Below are 16871 nucleotides of genomic sequence, written 5' to 3'. Positions count from 1 at the left end.
ATCATTCTTTCAAAACTGGATAATGTTTGTTTGGCCTATGCGTTTTGTTCTTGGTTAAGTCCTCGAACGATTAGTATCCGTCAGCTCCATGTGTCGCCACACTTCCACCTCGGACCTATCTACCTGATCATCTTTCAGGGTTCTTACTAGCTTGCGCTATGGGAAATCTCATCTCGAGGGGGGCTTCATGCTTAGATGCTTTCAGCACTTATCCCGTCCGCACGTAGCTACCCAGCTATGCTCCTGGCGGAACAACTGGTACACCAGCGGTGCGTCCATCCCGGTCCTCTCGTACTAAGGACAGCTCCTCTCAAATTTCCTGCGCCCACGACGGATAGGGACCGAACTGTCTCACGACGTTCTGAACCCAGCTCGCGTACCGCTTTAATGGGCGAACAGCCCAACCCTTGGGACCGACTACAGCCCCAGGATGCGATGAGCCGACATCGAGGTGCCAAACCTCCCCGTCGATGTGGACTCTTGGGGGAGATAAGCCTGTTATCCCCGGGGTAGCTTTTATCCGTTGAGCGATGGCCCTTCCATGCGGAACCACCGGATCACTAAGCCCGACTTTCGTCCCTGCTCGACTTGTAGGTCTCGCAGTCAAGCTCCCTTGTGCCTTTACACTCTGCGAATGATTTCCAACCATTCTGAGGGAACCTTTGGGCGCCTCCGTTACTCTTTAGGAGGCGACCGCCCCAGTCAAACTGCCCACCTGACACTGTCTCCCACCCCGGTTCAGGGGTGCGGGTTAGAAGTTCAATACAGCGGGGGTAGTATCCCACCGACGCCTCCACCGAAGCTGGCGCTCCGGCTTCAAAGGCTCCTACCTATCCTGTACAAGCTGTACCAAAATTCAATATCAGGCTGCAGTAAAGCTCCACGGGGTCTTTCCGTCCTGTCGCGGGTAACCTGCATCTTCACAGGTACTATAATTTCACCGAGTCTCTCGTTGAGACAGTGCCCAGATCGTTACGCCTTTCGTGCGGGTCGGAACTTACCCGACAAGGAATTTCGCTACCTTAGGACCGTTATAGTTACGGCCGCCGTTTACTGGGGCTTCAATTCGCACCTTCGCTAATGCTAAGCGCTCCTCTTAACCTTCCAGCACCGGGCAGGCGTCAGCCCCTATACTTCGCCTTGCGGCTTCGCAGAGACCTGTGTTTTTGCTAAACAGTCGCCTGGGCCTTTTCACTGCGGCTCACCTGGGCTTTGACACCCTGGTGAGCACCCCTTCTCCCGAAGTTACGGGGTCATTTTGCCGAGTTCCTTAACGAGAGTTCTCTCGATCACCTTAGGATTCTCTCCTCGCCTACCTGTGTCGGTTTGCGGTACAGGCACCTTCTTCCTCGCTAGAGGCTTTTCTTGGCAGTGTGGAATCAGGAACTTCGGTACTCTAGTTCCCTCGCCATCACAGCTCAGCCTTGTGTGATGAGCGGATTTGCCTACTCATCGGCCTAACTGCTTGGACGCGCATATCCAACAGCGCGCTTACCCTATCCTACTGCGTCCCCCCATCACTCAAATGGAAGAGAGGTGGTACAGGAATATCAACCTGTTGTCCATCGCCTACGCCTTTCGGCCTCGGCTTAGGTCCTGACTAACCCTGAGCGGACGAGCCTTCCTCAGGAAACCTTAGGCATTCGGTGGAAGGGATTCTCACCCTTCTTTCGCTACTCATACCGGCATTCTCACTTCTAAGCGCTCCACATGTCCTTCCGGTCATGCTTCACAGCCCTTAGAACGCTCTCCTACCACGCATACCATACGGTATGCATCCGCAGCTTCGGTGATACGTTTAGCCCCGGTACATTTTCGGCGCAGAGTCACTCGACCAGTGAGCTATTACGCACTCTTTAAATGGTGGCTGCTTCTAAGCCAACATCCTGGTTGTCTGGGCAACTCCACATCCTTTTCCACTTAACGTATACTTTGGGACCTTAGCTGGCGGTCTGGGCTGTTTCCCTTTTGACTACGGATCTTATCACTCGCAGTCTGACTCCCGAACATAAGTCTTTGGCATTCGGAGTTTGTCTGAATTCGGTAACCCGATGAGGGCCCCTAGTCCAAACAGTGCTCTACCTCCAAGACTCTCAGTTCGAGGCTAGCCCTAAAGCTATTTCGGAGAGAACCAGCTATCTCCAGGTTCGATTGGAATTTCTCCGCTACCCACACCTCATCCCCGCACTTTTCAACGTGCGTGGGTTCGGACCTCCATCCAGTGTTACCTGGACTTCATCCTGGACATGGGTAGATCACCTGGTTTCGGGTCTACGACCACATACTCATACGCCCTATTCAGACTCGCTTTCGCTGCGGCTCCGTCTCTTCAACTTAACCTCGCATGGGATCGTAACTCGCCGGTTCATTCTACAAAAGGCACGCCATCACCCGTTAACGGGCTCTGACTACTTGTAGGCACACGGTTTCAGGATCTCTTTCACTCCCCTTCCGGGGTGCTTTTCACCTTTCCCTCACGGTACTGGTTCACTATCGGTCACTAGGGAGTATTTAGCCTTGGGAGATGGTCCTCCCGGATTCCGACGGAATTCCTCGTGTTCCGCCGTACTCAGGATCCACTCGGGAGGGAACGAAGTTTCGGTTACAGGGTTGTTACCTTCTCTGACGGACCTTTCCAGGTCGCTTCGCCTACCCCGTTCCTTTGTAACTCCACAATGAGTGTCCTACAACCCCAGAAGGCAAGCCTTCTGGTTTGGGCTGGTTCCGTTTCGCTCGCCGCTACTCAGGAAATCGCGTTTGCTTTCTCTTCCTCCGGGTACTTAGATGTTTCAGTTCCCCGGGTGTGCCTTCATACACCTATGAATTCAGTGTAAGATACTGCTCCATTACGAACAGTGGGTTTCCCCATTCGGAAATCTCCGGATCAAAGCTTACTTACAGCTCCCCGAAGCATATCGGTGTTAGTCCCGTCCTTCATCGGCTCCTAGTGCCAAGGCATCCACCGTGCGCCCTTATTAACTTAACCGTTAAAAAACTCTTACTCGGTTTTTATACATTAATGACGCATTACTTTGCCTTACTACATTATCCAGTTTTCAAAGAACAATTTTCAGAAGGATTGCTCCTTCAAAACTAAACAAAACTACTTGGCTGAGGCAGTCTATATTCCTTAGAAAGGAGGTGATCCAGCCGCACCTTCCGATACGGCTACCTTGTTACGACTTCACCCCAATCATCTGTCCCACCTTCGGCGGCTGGCTCCCGTAAGGGTTACCCCACCGACTTCGGGTGTTACAAACTCTCGTGGTGTGACGGGCGGTGTGTACAAGGCCCGGGAACGTATTCACCGCGGCATGCTGATCCGCGATTACTAGCGATTCCAGCTTCATGCAGGCGAGTTGCAGCCTGCAATCCGAACTGAGAGTGGTTTTATGGGATTTGCTTAACCTCGCGGTCTTGCTGCCCTTTGTACCACCCATTGTAGCACGTGTGTAGCCCAGGTCATAAGGGGCATGATGATTTGACGTCATCCCCACCTTCCTCCGGTTTGTCACCGGCAGTCTCCCTAGAGTGCCCAACTGAATGCTGGCAACTAAGGACAAGGGTTGCGCTCGTTGCGGGACTTAACCCAACATCTCACGACACGAGCTGACGACAACCATGCACCACCTGTCACTCTGTCCCCCGAAGGGGAACGCCCTATCTCTAGGGTTTTCAGAGGATGTCAAGACCTGGTAAGGTTCTTCGCGTTGCTTCGAATTAAACCACATGCTCCACCGCTTGTGCGGGCCCCCGTCAATTCCTTTGAGTTTCAGCCTTGCGGCCGTACTCCCCAGGCGGAGTGCTTAATGCGTTAGCTGCAGCACTAAGGGGCGGAAACCCCCTAACACTTAGCACTCATCGTTTACGGCGTGGACTACCAGGGTATCTAATCCTGTTTGCTCCCCACGCTTTCGCGCCTCAGCGTCAGTTACAGACCAAAGAGTCGCCTTCGCCACTGGTGTTCCTCCACATCTCTACGCATTTCACCGCTACACGTGGAATTCCACTCTTCTCTTCTGCACTCAAGTCCTCCAGTTTCCAATGACCCTCCACGGTTGAGCCGTGGGCTTTCACATCAGACTTAAAGGACCGCCTGCGCGCGCTTTACGCCCAATAATTCCGGACAACGCTTGCCACCTACGTATTACCGCGGCTGCTGGCACGTAGTTAGCCGTGGCTTTCTGGTCAGGTACCGTCAAGGTGCCAACCTATTCGAATGGCACTTGTTCTTCCCTGACAACAGAGCTTTACGACCCGAAGGCCTTCTTCGCTCACGCGGCGTTGCTCCGTCAGACTTTCGTCCATTGCGGAAGATTCCCTACTGCTGCCTCCCGTAGGAGTCTGGGCCGTGTCTCAGTCCCAGTGTGGCCGATCACCCTCTCAGGTCGGCTACGCATCGTCGCCTTGGTGAGCCGTTACCTCACCAACTAGCTAATGCGCCGCGGGCCCATCCGTAAGTGTTAGCTAAAAGCCAACTTTCCCTCTGACACCATGAGGTGTCAGAAACTATTCGGTATTAGCACCGGTTTCCCGGAGTTATCCCAATCTTACGGGCAGGTTGCCCACGTGTTACTCACCCGTCCGCCGCTAATCATCCGGGAGCAAGCTCCCATCTGATTCGCTCGACTTGCATGTATTAGGCACGCCGCCAGCGTTCGTCCTGAGCCAGGATCAAACTCTCCAAAAGATGTTTGATCTAGCTATTAAAAATAAAACATTGACGAGAGTTAAACTCTCAAGTTTTAAGACTTGCTTAGCGTTTCGTTTTGTTTAGTTTTCAAAGAACAATCTGTCGTGTTAGCGACTTTTGTATTATATCAAGATAACTTATTTGCTGTCAACAACTTTTTTAAAGTTTTTTTCAAGCCGTTTATCCTTTTGGGATAACTTCTTTCGTGACAACGTATATAAATATATCAGCTATCCACCTAGGAGTCAATGCTTTTTTTTATTTTTTATTTCAACATTTTCAAAGCCGTTTGATACTTGTATTTATCACCCTCTGAAGCAATTCTGCCATATACCCCAAAAAGTATTCGATACCGCTCCTCCATTGCCCTTTTCACTAATGGCAGCTCCTTTTTCAGCATCACGTCACAAAGGAGCTCATCAAGCTCTGCCTTTAAGAGCATCTCCAATTCGCCTGCTTCCTTTGCTGTGAGCAGCATTCCAATCATATACCTAATTCCTTTCTCTCTGATCACTTTCTATAGCATCGACTCTTCTCCGACTTTTATACAGGCATGCAGTTATATTTGTCCACCTCTTCAAATACATTATTATGAGTAAATATGGACGAGGTGAAAACGATGCCCTTCTTTTTTGTCACAAATATCCGCAAGGGAAAGCAATTGCTTCTTCTCATTATTATCGCATTCTTTACCGCGCTGTTCTTTTATGTTGAGTTTATGGCCGTGTCCCCTTCCTTCTCTATTAAAGGAGACCCAAAAATCATCTACAAAGGAGAAAAAGGACTTGCCTTAACCTTTAACATTGGCTGGGGGGATGAAAAAGCGGAAGGCATAATCAAAACACTGAAGCACGAGAAGGTCAGTGCCGCCACCTTCTTTCTCTCTGGATCCTGGGTTGAAAGACACCCTCATATCGTCAAGCAAATCGTTGACCAAGGATACGAAATTGGCTTGCTGGGCTATTCCTATAAGGACTATACGGAGCTTGAGGAAGGAGAAATTGAGGCCGATATCCAGAAGGGACAGGAGGCCTTTCGGAAAGCCGGACTCAAACGCGCCGTTTTACTGCGCACCCCAACTGGTGATGTAGATCGGCGTGTTCTAAAAATTGCTGAAAAGCAGCAAATGAGCGTCATTCACTGGAGTATTAATTCAATGGATTGGAAGAACCCTGGCACCTCTGTCATTATTGAAAATGTTTCGCAGGCCAAAAAGGGGGATATCGTCCTTCTTCATGCCTCTGATGCAGCTAAGCAAACAGCGAAGGCACTCCCGCTCATTAAGAAGGAAATTGATAAGAAACACCTCAAACTGCTCACAGTATCTGAAATGATTTCGAATTCCGATTCGACAAGTCAGGAAATCACCAATAAGTCTTATCTATTTAAAGGTACCGGTATGCTCATTGACGTAACAAAAGTAGAATATTAAAAAATACCCCCTCTAATTTCTGAGGGCACTGAAAAAGTCCTTAAATCTTACTAAAGCCCCTGTTCCTTCAATCTATGGAAGGAACAGGGGCTTTTTTGTCGAATTCTTACCTTATCACAAAAAAGTGGGTGTAACGATGATTCAACGTCAACTGTCTATGAACTTAAGTCCTTATTCGGCTCTTTACGATTTAATAGTTCCTAACGATAATATTCTTCGAAGAATCAATGAGCTTATTGATTTTTCCTTCGTATATGATGAACTGAAAGACCATTATTGTCATGACAATGGACGGAATGCCGTTCACCCCATCCGAATGTTTAAGTATCTATTGCTAAAAGCCATTTATGACTTATCAGATGTGGACATCGTGGAACGCTCACGGTACGATATGTCGTTCAAATATTTTTTAGACCTGTCTCCTGAGGATGATGTCATAGATCCTAGTTCTTTAACGAAATTCCGTAAGCTCCGTTTAAAAGATCTTAATCTTTTGGACTTGCTTATCAATAAAACGGTCGAAATCGCCATTGAAAAGGAAATCATTAAAAGCCATTCTATCATCGTTGATTCCACCCATTCCAAGGCTAGATATAACCAAAAGACGCCTAAAGAGCTGTTGGCAGAGAAATCAAAGCTGCTTCGAAAAGCCGTTTATCAAGTGGATGAACAGATAAAAAATCAACTGCCAGCCAAGTCCAAGACAGAGGTCTTAGAGGATGAGGTGAGCTATAGCCAAAAGCTTATCGAGGTGATTGAAAAGAATGAAGTCCTACAAGAGTATCCTAAAGTCAAGGAAAAAATAAATGTACTGAAGGAAACCATTGAGGATATAAATGACCAGCTCCAATTATCCAAGGATCCAGACGCACGAGTTGGGCATAAATCAGCTGACTCTTCCTTTTTCGGTTACAAAACACATCTTGCCATGAGCGAAGAACGTATTATTACGGCCGCCGTTATTACAACTGGCGAAAAGAACGATGGAAAGCAATTGAAATCGCTTATTGAGAAGAGTCAAAAAGCCGGCATGGACATTCAAACCGTCATTGGTGATGCCGCCTATTCTGAAAAGGGAAATATCGAGTATGCGAATAAAAGTGAAATGATGCTTGTGGCTAAGTTAAATCCAGCGGTAACGCAAGGGACGCGTAAAAGCGAAGATGTTTTTGATTTTAATAAAGACGCTGGAATGTATGTCTGTAAAGCTGGTCATATGGCCATACGAAAGGCTCGGCAAGGAAAAAAAGGGGGCAGCAAAAATCAAGTTGATACCTATTATTTTGATGTGGAAAAATGTAAAGTCTGTCCTTTTAGAGACGGGTGCTATAAGGAAGGAGCCAAAACCAAGAGTTATTCCGTAAGCATCAAATCAAATGTACACACGGAACAGATACAATTCCAAGAAAGTGAGTATTTTAAAGAGAAATCGAAAGAACGGTATAAAATTGAGGCAAAGAATAGTGAATTAAAACACAGACACGGGTATGATGTAGCCAATTCCTCGGGTCTGATTGGTATGCAATTACAAGGGGCTATGGCTATTTTCGCCGTAAATGTGAAACGGATATTGACCCTATTGAACTAAAAGGGATGGAATATATCCCTTAAAAATAATAAAAGACGGCTCAAAAATTCATATTCTGAACTTGAGCCGTCTTTTTTATGTTTGTCGACTTAACTTATGAAAAAAACGAAGTTTTTCAGTGCCCTCCTAATTTCTAGAGGGGGCTTTTTCTATCAAGACTGCACAGTCTTTCTCTTGTTCAGTCTTTTTCTTTCTTCTCTTTCCTTAGCTGCCTGCTCACTTTTCTCATGATACCTTGGCAAAATCAATAATTGATAGGCATTACAAACAAGCAGCGGAATCAGCATATAATACATCCATTCCTGCTCATTTACTCTAAGTACCGGGAACCACTCAATGACTGTCACGACAATCATAAAGAACAGCGCCGGAATAAAAGCATGACGATTTGTTTGCTTAACCTTGGCAGCTCCAACAACGAGTCCGACAATCAGCAGCAGAATCGGATAGCCGATGAAGGAGGAAAGCGCCTCATTCTCTCCCGCAAAAAAGACAAAGCGCAAGTAAGCAAGGTCGGCTAAAACAATGACGACGATTACAAGCTGAACTGCATTCCACAAGAAACTTGATTTAAAAATAGAAAGACCCAGCCGATGCACAGTCAAATAGGCAAAGAAACACATCTGACTAATGACACTAAAGATAAACCCTATACCCATAAGCCACAGGAAGCTTGTGAACAGGCCTAATAATGATTGACCTCGAAAGTCCTCCCAAGCAACAATCAAGCCGACGACTCCTGCGGTAATTCCGCCAATGAACAATGTATTCATAAATAATTTCACCCAGTATCGACTACTCATACTTCCCCACCCTCTATGTATGTTCTTCTAAATTGTACCAATCAGATTTTCAAAAATCTATCATTTCTGCCAACCATGTATATTTTTTACGTTCTGTCTCATGCTATCTATGTAGATTTTTATGATAAGGAGGACAGCCCTATGTATAAGAAAGCACTAGGTGTCGCGATTGCCTGCTGCAGCATCGCCCTCGCCTCAGGCTGCAGCGAAGGCAGCGACGAAAAGAATGCTGACTCTTATTCAGACGAGAAGAAGATGATTGTCGATGTCCTAGAGACCGATGAAGGTAAAAAAGCCATCCAAAATGCCCTTGCGGATAAGAATGTGAAGGCCGAGCTTATCATGGATGAGGAGACGATTAAAAAAACAATTGAGACGACACTGACATCAGAGAAAGAAATGGATTTTTGGAAAAAGGCTTTCAGTGATCATGATTTCGTCAAAGCATTGGCCAAGGGGATGAAATCTTCTCACACTGACCTTTTAAAGGACTTAATGAAAGACCCTGAATATACTGCCCTTTTAACAGATGTCTTAAAGAGTGCTGATATGCAGAAGGAATTTATCAGCATTCTAAAGGAGAAAGACGTGCGCAAGGAGTTGAAGAAGCTTGTCACTGAAACACTCGAAAACCCTCTCTACCAGGAACAAATCAGTGATATCCTGCTGAAGGCTTCCGATGAAAAATCATCCAAGAAAAGCGAAGATAGTTCATCAAGCCAATCCGAACCCTCCCAATAATCTCTTGATAGTCAGGAGTAAAAAAAGGCTGTCCCCTTTTGGGACAGCCTCCTGCTTTTCCTTTACTTGCCGACAATCTTTGTAATCTTCTCAGCCATTTCCGTAAAGATCTCCCCTGTTGGATGATCCTCAGCATAAATAGAAGGAGCAAACTCCTCATCATTCCAATCCGGCTGTCCTAATGGCAGTTTGCCAAGCAGCTCTGCCTCGAGCTCATCTGCCAGCTTCTCTCCGCCGCCGCGTCCGAAAACATACTCTTTCTCACCAGTCGTTTTACTTTCATAGTAAGACATATTCTCGATAACACCAATCACTTCATGATTCGTACGAAGAGCCATTGCTCCTGCCCGAGCCGCTACGAAGGCAGCTGTTGGATGTGGAGTTGTCACGATAATCTCCTTACAAGATGGAAGCATGGAGTGTACATCAAGCGCTACATCACCTGTTCCCGGCGGAAGATCAAGAAGGAGGTAGTCAAGTTCTCCCCACTCAACCTCCTGGAAGAAATTATTGAGCATTTTGCCAAGCATAGGGCCCCTCCAAATAATTGGCGCATTATCCTCAACAAACATCCCCATAGAAATAACTTTTACACCCATTCGATTCACCGGATAGATACGTTCTCCCTTTACGGTTGGTCTTTCTTGGATGCCCATCATATCAGGCACACTGAAGCCATAAATATCCGCATCGACCAAGCCAACCTTCTTACCAAGACGAGCCAATGCTACAGCTAAATTAACGGATACAGTTGATTTACCAACACCGCCCTTACCACTCGCAATGGCGATAAAGGTCGTATTGCTATCAAGCAGCCCCTTCTCTTCTTTCGGCATGGAGGCACGGAATTTCTCCAGCACCTCTGCAGGCAGATCCGCAAAGCGAATTCCTACTGTATTGGCTCCGCCTTCTTTGAGCGCATTAACAATAGTCTGCTGAATTTGCAGCTGTTCGGCGGTTCCCGTCTTAGCAATCGCGACCTTCACACTTACATGCTGCTTCTCTTCTTTTATCTTTATTTCAATGATTCCATTGGTTTCTTCAAGGGTTCTATTTAAAAATGGGTCTTTAATATCTTTGAGCAATTCCTTCACACTTGCTTCTGTCAGCACTATCGACACCTACCTTGTATGTATTAGTAAACGCTTTAAGTATACCATACTCGCCAGATATCTTTAGCAGGATTTGCCTTTACCCGTCAATCAGCGACATCTTCCTTTAAGAAATAGCGGATAACCCCTGTATAAATAGAGAGTGCAATATCATCTTGATACACCTTATTCTGAAGGTCCTTCCGCTCCTGGTCATTAGACAAAAAACCGACCTCCACCAGCACTCCAGGTTTTTTAGCATACTTAACCAAATAAACATTTTCAAGCGGCTTTGCATGCCTTGTTGAGTTGTTCAAGGTGCGGATAAGCTCTGCTTGAATCAGCTTAGCAGCCCGTTTGTTTTCCTTAAATTTTGGGGAATAAAAAGTCTGGGCTCCCTTTGATTTGCTCTGTGGGAAGGCATTGGCATGAACACTAATAAACATATCAGCCTCAGACTCATTAATAAAATTCGTTCGATTGATTAGATCAGTCCGTTTCCGCTCCCTGACCGTACCCGCCTTTTCATCAGCAAGGTCTATATCCTCTTCTCTTGTCATGAGAACAAGGGCCCCCTGTTCCTGCAGGTAATCCCTCAGCTTCATGGATATAGGGAGTGTTATATTCTTCTCAATAACCCCTTTAAAGGCTGCACCGCCATCAATACCCCCGTGCCCTGGGTCAATGATGATTACTTTGCCTGCCAGCGGAAGATTCCACGCCTTAAAAGAAGCATCCTGGTTCATCTTGTAAGTCGTCAACAAAAAAAGAACGGCCACACCTAATAGAAATCCAGTTACAATCAGCTTCTTCCGTAAGTTCATATTCAATCCCCTTTACCCAAGAATCCTATTTACTGTATCTTATGGGACAAGGTTAGAGGATAGAACCCGAACTATTTCTTCATTCGCGTTTTGTGCCGCTGAATACCCTTTGAATATCCCTCGAGCCACCACGTTGTCACGTATTCCCGCGTAAGTGAACGCAGGGTATCCTCAAGAAAAGGCGCAGCCTCTCCCATTGGCTGGTTCAAATGATAAAACAGCTGGGCAGCGAGTGCATCCAGCTCCCTTTTGGACCGCCGCATGATTTCCTCCGGTGATTCGCCATACTTAGCGAACTTACTGTAGGCAGATCCTAAAAGGAAGGATTCAACGGCCATATCATAACAATGCTCTTCAGCCGGCTCCAGCGGATAACCAGGAAGCGACTTAAGTCCTTTGGCTAAGTGGCGGTAATGCCGGCCAAGCAGCTCCAATGAGAAATCCTTCAAGGCTTCCCGCTCATATTGCTGCTGCTTCTCCTTCCGAAAGGCAGTAAAATTCAAAACTGTATTCAATATAAACACCTCAAATTCACTTTAAAGCCTGTCACTGGCCTTATTTGCTTATTAGTGTTTGAAGGAAACGAGCCGCTCATGCCATGGGATAAATGGGAATGTTTTATAACATAAAAGGACGCCCGAACATACGGGAGTCCTCCTCTTATCTATTCTATTGTTCGTTGTAAACTTCCCAGTGACCCTCAAAATAGTTACTCATTCGCTATTATGTGGCCTTTCACAGCAATTCGTTTTGCTCCGCTTTTCGTACAAGTAATCAGAGTGATTTCTCTTTTCCCTGGAGTCTCATTTAGGACATCTACATCAGTTGGCTTTATAATCTTTTTTGACTCAACTTGATAGACAAATTTACCCTGCTTGCCTTCCAACTGGATTTGATCACCTATCTTTATCTCATCCAACCGATTAAAATGCCTTCCATATACCACGCTATTATGTCCAGCAATGGTGAAATTGCCCTGACCGGGTACTTGATTCTTTCTTATCTGGGTTAATGCGACATTTAAATATTCCTGCGTTGGTTCAGGCAATACAGGAGCCTCCAATTCAATTGATGGAATAGACAGTATAATAAGCCTTTTGATATCTGCCTTATCTATATTGAAAGAGGAGCTCAATTCTTCTTTAATGGATTCTGACCTGCCGGTATTATCCATATTGCGAATAGCTTCTAATACAGACTGCAATTGATTAATACTTTCTTTTTGCTTCTCTTGAATATGATAAGAATAAAGTAAACAAACAACGCCAACCAGAAATAATAAACCACCTATTTTTCTCATAAAGCCCAATTCATCTTTTTGCTCGTTTTGTTAGTAATAAAATACCTGCCATGATCAAAACAATACCCAACGTAATGAGAATTCTTGATGAAGTATCCCCAGTTTGCGGGAGCCTATCAATAACATCTATATTTGTCTTGTTATGATCTTCGGAATCCTCCGTTACTCCCCCAGCAGGATTAGAAGCTAGCGGTTCCTCTGGAACAAGTACTTGTATATTTGATGAATCATCTTCTGGTGAATCAGTTATTACCTCTTTTTCGATTAAATGATTTTCAAACTCAACTTCCACCGTCTGGTTACCATTTACTTCAATGGTTATTACTGCATCTGAAAGCTGATAGCCTTCTGGTGCCTTCGTTTCTTTAATATAATATGTACCATATGGTAATTTTTCAAATGTAACAATTCCATGCTTATCTGTTTTACCTGTAGAAATAAACCTTTCCCCTTGATATAGGGCGAATTCGGCACCTTCCAATACCTCTTTATTTTTAGAGTCGATTTTCATAATCTTAATGGAACCTAGCTCTGTTTCATCTTTGATTGGGACATTATCGAATCTCTTTTCATCCACCTTTTCCTTGTCCACGGTCACTTTTCTAATTTCAGTCGACAATTGGTAGCCTTCCGGTGCAACGATTTCTTTCACATAATAGGTGCCGTATGGCAGATCCGTAAACGAAACGATACCATCTTCGTTAGATTTCACATCTGCGTGGCCCGCTTCCTTTGTGCATTCCTTATCCACATACAGACGGAAGATGGCTCCCTCAAGCTTTTTATTCGTTCCCTTTTCCACTTTCGTGAACTGAATGGACCCTTTTGGTTCTTCGACGATGATTAATTCATTGTCGAATGTCCCTGCATCTACTACTTCCCCATCCACAGTCACCTCTCGAACTTCTGTCGATAACTTGTAGCCCTCAGGCGCAGCAACCTCTTTCACATAATAGGTGCCGTATGGCAGATCCGTAAACGAAACGATACCATCTTCGTTAGATTTCACATCTGTGTGGTCCGCTTCCTTTGTACATTCCTTATCCACATACAGACGGAAGGTAGCTCCTTCTAATTGTTTACCCGTTCCTTTTTCGATTTTCGTAAACTGGATAGACCCTTTTGGTTCTTCGATGATGATTATTTCATTTTCGAATGTCCCTGCATCTACTACCTCCTTATCCACTGTCACCTCTCGAACTTCCGTGGATAACTGGTAGCCTTTCGGCGCAGCGATCTCTTTCACATAATAAGTACCATAGGATAATTCGGTGAACGATACGATTCCATCTTTATCAGATTTTACATCTGCATGGTCCGCTTCCTTTGTACATTCCTTATCCACATACAGACGGAAGGTAGCTCCTTCTAATTGTTTACCCGTTCCTTTTTCGATTTTCGTAAACTGGATAGACCCTTTTGGTTCTTCGACGATGATTAATTCATTGTCGAATGTCCCTGCATCTACCACTTCCTTATCCACAGTCACCTCTCGAACTTCCGTGGATAACTGGTAGCCCTCCGGTGCAGCGACCTCTTTCACATAATAGGTGCCGTATGGCAGATCCATGAACGATACCATTCCATCTTTATCAGACTGCACATCTGCATAGCCCGCTTCCTTTGTACATTCCTTATCCACATACAGGCGGAAGGTGGCTCCCTCTAGCTTTTTGTTCGTTCCCTTTTCCACTTTCATGAATTGGATAGACCCTTTTGGTTCTTCGACGATGATTAATTCATTGTCGAATGTCCCTGCATCTACCACTTCCTTATCCACAGTCACCTTTCGAACTTCCGTGGATAACTGGTAGCCCTCCGGTGCAGCGACCTCTTTCACATAATAGGTGCCGTATGGCAGATCCATGAACGATACCATTCCATCTTTATCAGACTGCACATCTGCATGGCCCGCTTCCTTTGTACATTCCTTATCCACATACAGACGGAAGGTAGCTCCTTCTAATTGTTTACCCGTTCCTTTTTCGATTTTCGTAAACTGGATAGATCCTTTTGGTTCTTCGACGATGATTAATTCATTGTCGAATGTCCCTGCATCTACTACTTCCCCATCCACAGTCACCTCTCGGATTTCTGTCGATAACTCGTAGCCCTCAGGCGCAGCGACCTCTTTCACATAATAGGTGCCGTATGGCAGATCCATGAACGATACCATTCCATCTTTATCAGACTGCACATCTGCATGGCCCGCTTCCTTTGTACATTCCTTATCCATATACAGACGGAAGGTAGCTCCCTCAAGCTTTTTGTTCGTTCCCTTTTCCACTTTCGTAAACTGGATAGACCCTTTTGGTTCTTCGACGATAATTAATTCATTGTCGAATGTCCCTGCATCTACTACTTCCTTATCCACAATCACCTCTCGGACTTCTGTCGATAACTCGTAGCCTTTCGGTGCAGTGACCTCTTTCACATAATAAGTCCCGTAGGAGAGATCTGTGAATGATACGATTCCATCTTTATCAGACTGCACATCTGCATGGCCCGCTTCCTTTGTACATTCCTTATCCATATACAGACGGAAGGTGGCTCCCTCTAGTTTTTTATCCGTACCTTTTTCGACCTTCGTGAACTGAATGGATCCTTTTGGGTCCTCGAAAATCAATTCATTCTCGAATGTCCCTGCATCTACTTCATTATCATCCTTGTCCACGATCACCTCCCGGATTTCCGTGGACAACTGGTAGCCCTCCGGCGCAGCGATTTCTTTCACATAATAAGTACCATAGGATAGTTCCTTAAATGTTACGATTCCATCTTCACTTGATTTTACATCTGCGTGGTCCGCTTCTTTTGTACATTCCTTATCCATATATAAACGGAAAGTAGCACCCTCTAATGGTTTATCTGTTCCCTTTTCCACTTTCGTGAATTGGATAGATCCTTTTGGTTCTTCGATGATTATGCTATCGTATTCATTGTCAAATGTCCCCGCATCTACAACTTTCTTATCCACGGTCACCTCTCGGATTTCCGATGATAACTGATAGCCCATTGGCGCTTTGATCTCTTTTACATAATAGGTACCATAGGATAGTTCCTTAAATGTTACGATTCCATCTTCACTTGATTGTACATCTGCATGGTCCGCTTCCTTTGTACATTCTTTATCCACATACAGGCGGAAGATGGCCCCCTCAAGCTTTTTGTTCGTTCCCTTTTCCACTTTCGTGAATTGAATGGATCCTTTTGGGTCCTTAATTGGTTCGTCTTCCTCATCCTCCATTGGTAACTTTGCGTTAAACGGATAATGATGTGTTTCGATTCCTCCATGCTGCGAATGAATGAAATTTTCTACAATAAGCGTTCCATTTAATTGACCGCTGCCAGTAGGTGCTAATGTAGCATATGGTGCTAATATAGAACCGACCATACCAATATTACTCAAATCAAAGTTAATTAGTTCAGGAAAATTCCAGAGTATTCTCCCCCCATCAGATGGAGAAAAATCTTGATCACCTTTTTTTAAAGCAAACCCTGATAATCTTAAATCAGTACCTAATACATTTATTAGAACGGTTGCATCCTCTGGCACAATTAATTTGAATAATGATACCCCTTGGAAGTCTTCCGTTTTAAGTGTGAAAATATTTAATTCTGGATGATCCCCTTTTAACGTTAATGTTGAATACTGGTTTTCAAATGTACCATTGGGGGTCAATTGTGACCATTTAGACGTTTTGTTAATTAAATCTGCTTTAGCATCCGCAAATAAACCACTTACGTCCTCTCTTAAAGGCTCTTTCTGCCCATTATTATTTGTCATTGTATATTTTTCAATTGTCCCATTCACGCCAATAACTGTATTCCCATTGAAGTTTGTACCGCCTTCTGCATAGAGCTCCTCTCCAACGATCAAGTCATTTCGGCCAGCAGCAGAAGGCGTTAATTTATCTCCTATACCATAATTGGTATATTCAGCTCTCTTTCCTACCGCTACTCTTCCTTCTGAATCAGAGCTCATTTGAGTATGGTTTCCAAATACAAATACATTAAAATCATTTGCAATTCCTAAATTGTCACATCTAGCTGCCTGAGAGCTTTGTACAGGCAACCAGGAAATAAATAAAGTAAAAATGATTGATAAAATTAAAACCCTATTTTTCATTTACTGCCCTCCGAGTATGATAAATGCAAAAAGAATGCTCACCTCACATCACATGAGTTAAGCACTTTATAATGTTATATTAAAATAATATTAATGTCTAAATTATTTTATAAGGGGAAGTATTAAAATTATTTAACATAAAAATAAATTATTTTGATATTTGATAGGGTTATGTTTCGGTAATGAAAGAGCAGCTTAAAGAGGAGAATAATAAGGCTTCTGCATCTATGGCGTATGAAGAATAACAATATGATTTAATCAAAAGACGAA

10 protein-coding genes and 2 rRNA genes are annotated in these 16871 nt (G+C 44.6%); 3 read left to right on the top strand and 9 right to left on the bottom strand.

Going from position 1 to position 16871, the window contains the following annotated elements; genetic code table 11:
• Nucleotides 1-50: 50 nt before the first annotated feature.
• From ACY8DX_RS00900 to ACY8DX_RS00890, 3 genes are all read right to left on the bottom strand, one after another.
• A 23S ribosomal RNA gene (locus ACY8DX_RS00900) occupies nucleotides 51-2986 on the bottom strand.
• A gap of 148 nt (nucleotides 2987-3134) precedes the next feature.
• Nucleotides 3135-4690: ribosomal RNA gene (locus ACY8DX_RS00895) — 16S ribosomal RNA — on the bottom strand.
• Together the 16S and 23S rRNA genes form the textbook arrangement of a ribosomal RNA operon.
• Nucleotides 4691-4958: 268 nt before the next feature.
• The gene (locus tag ACY8DX_RS00890; RefSeq protein ID WP_049672507.1) at nucleotides 4959-5180 is read right to left on the bottom strand and encodes a hypothetical protein; all 222 of its coding nucleotides are present in this window, start codon (nucleotides 5178-5180) and stop codon (nucleotides 4959-4961) included.
• 132 nt (nucleotides 5181-5312) lie between these two features.
• On the opposite strand from ACY8DX_RS00890, the gene ACY8DX_RS00885 reads away from it, so the two are divergent.
• Together ACY8DX_RS00885 and ACY8DX_RS00880 are read left to right on the top strand one after the other, a co-directional pair.
• Nucleotides 5313-6125: a polysaccharide deacetylase family protein gene (locus ACY8DX_RS00885; protein ID WP_082197220.1), complete on the top strand. Its 813-nt coding sequence runs from the start codon at nucleotides 5313-5315 to the stop codon at nucleotides 6123-6125.
• A gap of 136 nt (nucleotides 6126-6261) precedes the next feature.
• Nucleotides 6262-7713, top strand: a complete 1452-nt coding sequence (locus tag ACY8DX_RS00880; RefSeq protein WP_049669787.1) for an IS1182 family transposase — start codon at nucleotides 6262-6264, stop codon at nucleotides 7711-7713.
• A 152-nt stretch (nucleotides 7714-7865) separates the two neighbouring features.
• Here ACY8DX_RS00880 and ACY8DX_RS00875 read toward each other — a convergent pair whose 3' ends face one another.
• Complete coding sequence (locus ACY8DX_RS00875) at nucleotides 7866-8516, bottom strand: KinB-signaling pathway activation protein (protein ID WP_049672508.1); 651 nt, start codon at nucleotides 8514-8516, stop codon at nucleotides 7866-7868.
• A gap of 141 nt (nucleotides 8517-8657) precedes the next feature.
• On the opposite strand from ACY8DX_RS00875, the gene gerD reads away from it, so the two are divergent.
• Nucleotides 8658-9257 carry a spore germination lipoprotein GerD gene (gerD, locus tag ACY8DX_RS00870; protein WP_462406047.1) on the top strand — a complete coding sequence of 200 codons (600 nt, stop codon included), beginning with the start codon at nucleotides 8658-8660 and terminating at the stop codon, nucleotides 9255-9257.
• A 62-nt stretch (nucleotides 9258-9319) separates the two neighbouring features.
• Here gerD and ACY8DX_RS00865 read toward each other — a convergent pair whose 3' ends face one another.
• The 5 genes from ACY8DX_RS00865 to ACY8DX_RS00845 all read right to left on the bottom strand — a co-directional run bounded on the left by ACY8DX_RS00865 (nucleotide 9320) and on the right by ACY8DX_RS00845 (nucleotide 16601).
• Entirely contained in the window at nucleotides 9320-10093 is a 774-nt protein-coding gene (locus ACY8DX_RS00865; protein ID WP_462406876.1) for a P-loop NTPase, read from the bottom strand.
• 362 nt (nucleotides 10094-10455) lie between these two features.
• Nucleotides 10456-11172, bottom strand: a complete 717-nt coding sequence (gene cwlD, locus ACY8DX_RS00860) for an N-acetylmuramoyl-L-alanine amidase CwlD (protein WP_049672511.1) — start codon at nucleotides 11170-11172, stop codon at nucleotides 10456-10458.
• A gap of 71 nt (nucleotides 11173-11243) precedes the next feature.
• Complete coding sequence (locus tag ACY8DX_RS00855; RefSeq protein ID WP_049672512.1) at nucleotides 11244-11687, bottom strand: DUF2521 family protein; 444 nt, start codon at nucleotides 11685-11687, stop codon at nucleotides 11244-11246.
• Nucleotides 11688-11881: 194 nt separating this feature from the next.
• On the bottom strand, nucleotides 11882-12472 hold the full coding sequence (locus tag ACY8DX_RS00850) for a class D sortase (protein WP_053103782.1): 591 nt from the start codon (nucleotides 12470-12472) through the stop codon (nucleotides 11882-11884).
• Between the two features lie 10 nt (nucleotides 12473-12482).
• On the bottom strand, nucleotides 12483-16601 hold the full coding sequence (locus tag ACY8DX_RS00845; protein WP_462406046.1) for a SpaA isopeptide-forming pilin-related protein: 4119 nt from the start codon (nucleotides 16599-16601) through the stop codon (nucleotides 12483-12485).
• Nucleotides 16602-16871: the final 270 nt, after the last annotated feature.

The sequence above is a fragment of the Gracilibacillus sp. Marseille-QA3620 genome, from assembly GCF_054950035.1.
Note: the sequence above shows the minus strand (reverse complement) of the source record. Positions and strands in the feature narration are given on the sequence as shown.

What these genes read in the sequence shown, in the direction of transcription:
- ACY8DX_RS00890 (WP_049672507.1), bottom strand. Translation starts at nt 5,180, where the DNA reads ATGATTGGAATGCTGCTCACAGCAAAGGAAGCAGGCGAATTGGAGATG.
- ACY8DX_RS00885 (WP_082197220.1), top strand. Translation starts at nt 5,313, where the DNA reads ATGCCCTTCTTTTTTGTCACAAATATCCGCAAGGGAAAGCAATTGCTT.
- ACY8DX_RS00880 (WP_049669787.1), top strand. Translation starts at nt 6,262, where the DNA reads ATGATTCAACGTCAACTGTCTATGAACTTAAGTCCTTATTCGGCTCTT.
- ACY8DX_RS00875 (WP_049672508.1), bottom strand. Translation starts at nt 8,516, where the DNA reads ATGAGTAGTCGATACTGGGTGAAATTATTTATGAATACATTGTTCATT.
- gerD (WP_462406047.1), top strand. Translation starts at nt 8,658, where the DNA reads ATGTATAAGAAAGCACTAGGTGTCGCGATTGCCTGCTGCAGCATCGCC.
- ACY8DX_RS00865 (WP_462406876.1), bottom strand. Translation starts at nt 10,093, where the DNA reads ATGCCGAAAGAAGAGAAGGGGCTGCTTGATAGCAATACGACCTTTATC.
- cwlD (WP_049672511.1), bottom strand. Translation starts at nt 11,172, where the DNA reads ATGAACTTACGGAAGAAGCTGATTGTAACTGGATTTCTATTAGGTGTG.
- ACY8DX_RS00850 (WP_053103782.1), bottom strand. Translation starts at nt 12,472, where the DNA reads ATGAGAAAAATAGGTGGTTTATTATTTCTGGTTGGCGTTGTTTGTTTA.
- ACY8DX_RS00845 (WP_462406046.1), bottom strand. Translation starts at nt 16,601, where the DNA reads ATGAAAAATAGGGTTTTAATTTTATCAATCATTTTTACTTTATTTATT.